Origin of the sequence: Haliea sp. (genome assembly GCF_040222615.1) — a bacterium.
GTDB lineage: Bacteria > Pseudomonadota > Gammaproteobacteria > Pseudomonadales > Halieaceae > Haliea.
Window position 1 is genome coordinate 1 of the sequence record NZ_JAVKCQ010000149.1, and the last position, 3,178, is coordinate 3,178.

Genomic DNA, 3,178 nt, shown 5'->3' on the forward strand with positions numbered 1-3,178 from the left:
TTCTCCATACGCCGGAACCAGGCCAGGTTGTACTGGAACCGGTTGTTGTCGCGGGTACCGAACAGGCGCACGCCAAAGGGTGCATCCTGGAACAGGAAACCGCGGAAGTCACTGGAGAAGGGCTGGATGCCCACTCGCACCGAGTCAAAGTCGTAGCGATCGGAAACGTCGCGCAGGTGCTTGTCGACAAACGCGGCCTGGATGCCGACATGGTTGTCGCTGCGGGTGCGACCATCGCGGGGGTCCGCATTGACACCGAGGATTTCATCCAGCTCGGTGTAGTTGTAGTTGAAGACCGGGGTGAAGCGGAACTCCCAGTCCGGCGGCCGAAACACGGTATCGCCCTTGTAATAGACCAGCTCGACCGCCAGGTTCTGGTTGAACAGATACTGCTCCGTATTTCCCAGCACATTCAGCGAGCCCGGGTCACCGGTGCTCTGGCCACCGACCGGCGTCGGTACTTCGCGCAGCTCCAGCACCGAATCGGAGATGGCAATAATGTTGAAGAACCAGTCGTCGTGGATGGGCTTGTCGCCCTTGATCGTATTCTGGTTGTAGGGATCCCACCAGTTGTCCTCATAGCCGAGACTGTCGACAATGCGCCAGCGGTCCGGGATGGGGACCAGCTCCACGTACTGCTCCGCGGTCGGTCGCGGAATGGAGGAATAGCGCCGCGGCAGCACCGTGCGCGGCGCTGCCGCCACCGGCACCTCGCGCAGCACTTCTCCGGTCTCCTCGTCGATGGTGACTTCGCGGTAGGTGCAGTCGCGGTTGGAGCCACCGGCACGGCGCCGGGTGCTGCGACCGCGGTCGCGGGGATCGAGGTCATCACAGTAGACCAGGTCGGGCTCGGGCTCCTGCGCCGCGGCCACGCCCGGCGATGCCGCTGCACTCAGCAACAGAACCAGGCCCAGGGCAGAGAATCCCGCCAGGGCGGGACCAGTCAGAGATGGATGCTTGGCCATAGCGCTCACTTCCCTGCACACACGAACTGTGCGTCGCTGTTGATGAACGGCGTCTGCGGGCACTGGATATAGCGCAGGCGCACACCGCCGGGGGTCAGCTGGTCGGCACGAATTTCCGCCGGGGCATTGTTGATTGCCCCCCCAAGCGCTTCACCGGCCTCGTGCAAGCCGAGGAAGGAGATCATGTCGTCCTGCTCGATGCCGTCCCCGGACACCCCAATGCCACCAATGATCGTGCTGCCGCGATAGACAGGCACGCTGCCGGGGAAAATCTGGATTCCGTTCGCCACCCGCGGCTGTGCCGACTGGGCACAATTGGCTCCGACATCGGTGTCGGACAGACCCGCAACGAAGGCGATGTGGGCAATGATGTTGTTGAACGACAGGTCCAGCTGCAGCCCGGTCGAAAACACGCTCCACTCACCGTCATAGGACTTGCTGAAGGGACCGCTGGGATTGCCGATGATGCCGTCCGGATAGAACGGCCGGGACAAATTGCCGCCGGCCCGATCGGAGAAAGCGGTGCCGTCAGTGAGCGCCTGGGGGCCGATGAACAGCTGGGCGGCGTCCACATAATCGCCGATGTTGACCGTCGCTGCGGGGCTCAGGTCCGGGTTCAGGTACTGGGTCGGGGTGCTTATGCCGCGCAGGAAATCCGCTGCGTCCGGGGACGAGAACAACACCGCGGTGCGCGCCTTCTGCAGCGACACATCGGCACCGAACATGGGGCCATCGCGGGTACGCAGCATGCCGAGGATGGCGCCGCGACTGTCGACTATCGACACCGTGACCCGTGCCGGCGTCCCTACCGGCCTGCGGATCTGGGCGCGAGCGCGGTTGGCGACACCAATCGCGCTGGTGAGGAGCTGCCGCACCTCTTCGGCGCTGAATGCCGCTTCGCCAAGCTCGGCGCCATCGGTGCCGGCCCGGGGTGGATACCGGTTGTTGTTGCCGCCATCGACAAAGACGAAGGCGTCCAGGCCGGGAAAATCAGTGGCCGGGCGCACGCCAGACTCAGGCTGGCCGAAGGCCGTGCCGCGGCGTACCTGGCCCGTGCTGTACCCCCGCACCGCCAGCAGTTCGCCGGCTCCCGCGAGCGCGGCAAAATCGGGGGCCTGGGCCGGGTCCACCGGCAGGTCCCCCAGGTCCACATCACTGAAGCGGAACACCTTGCCTTCAACGGTGATGCGCTCGGCCCGTCGGTCGGGCGGTGCGATAAAGCCAAAGGTGGCGGCGAGGGCTATCTGCTCGTCCACATCCACATCACTGTCCAGCAGGCTCTTGTCTATGCTGTAGCGACCATCGGCAATGACGCCTACCCCGCCCACCGGCGTACCGTCCTTGTACAGGGGAAAACCGCCGGGGTCCGCCGCCAGTCCGAGGGGCGAACGGCGCGGGCCAACCCCGATGTCGACGCCACCGACGGTAAAGTCGGAACAGGCCAGCTGGCTGAATTGCACACCAAACAGCGGCCCCCCCGGCTGGTTGCGTTCGCCCGGATTGAAGTGTTCCTGGACGATCTGGTTTGCCGTGCGTGTGGTAAAGGCGTTGCCCTCGCTCGACAGGTAGGCGCCAGTGATGGCCTTGGCGATCGCCGCCAGGGCATCCCCGCCCACCGCCACCGGGAGTACGACCCCCTCCAGGCCGGTCGTGACCTGCACCGGGAAGTCGGTCGCCAGCTCCACATCATTGTCGGCATTTACGCCCGCCATGCGGTAGACCGCGAGCACATTGCCAACCCGATCGACCACCGCAATGGTGGCTGCCGCCCCCAGCGCGTCGGCCTGGTGCACCGCCTGGGCCAGCACGCGGCGTACATCGGCCTGCTCAAGAAAACTGGTGGCCGAGGCGCACTGGCCCTCGCAGGGCGCGTTATCGGGAGCGCGATCCGGAGAACTACCCGCCGTGCTGCTGCCACCGCCACCGCCGCCGCAGGCTGTGACCAGGGTAATACCAAAAAGACAGATCAGCCGCCGTATCATGGTGCTCTCCCCTGCAGTAATGCGCGATCACGCGCCAGTCGGGACGGAGTGCCCCCGTCCGGATGGAAAGCATGGCAGCTCACACAATCCAGAGTAGCCGCACCCTTGGTTTCGGCGTGACAGGCCAGACAGTTATCCTGATTGGGCATGAGAATATCCTCCGCCACATTGGACGTTGAGGCTTCGTGACAGGTCTCGCAGACCTGATCCGGATTGCTTCCCGCCTGACTC

The 3,178-nt window shown here is 64.9% G+C and carries 2 protein-coding genes and 1 pseudogene; all 3 read right to left on the minus strand.

Annotated features, from left to right (window positions below; genetic code table 11):
• A pseudogene (locus RJQ10_RS12195) lies at nt 1-965 on the minus strand (hypothetical protein); the annotation flags it as partial.
• Nucleotides 966-970: 5 nt separating this feature from the next.
• Entirely contained in the window at nt 971-2,947 is a 1,977-nt protein-coding gene (locus tag RJQ10_RS12200; RefSeq protein WP_350146949.1) for a heme-binding protein, read from the minus strand.
• On the minus strand, nt 2,944-3,178 hold a 235-nt coding region (locus RJQ10_RS12205), incomplete at its 5' end, for a cytochrome c3 family protein (protein ID WP_350146951.1). The genes RJQ10_RS12205 and RJQ10_RS12200, both read right to left, overlap by 4 nt.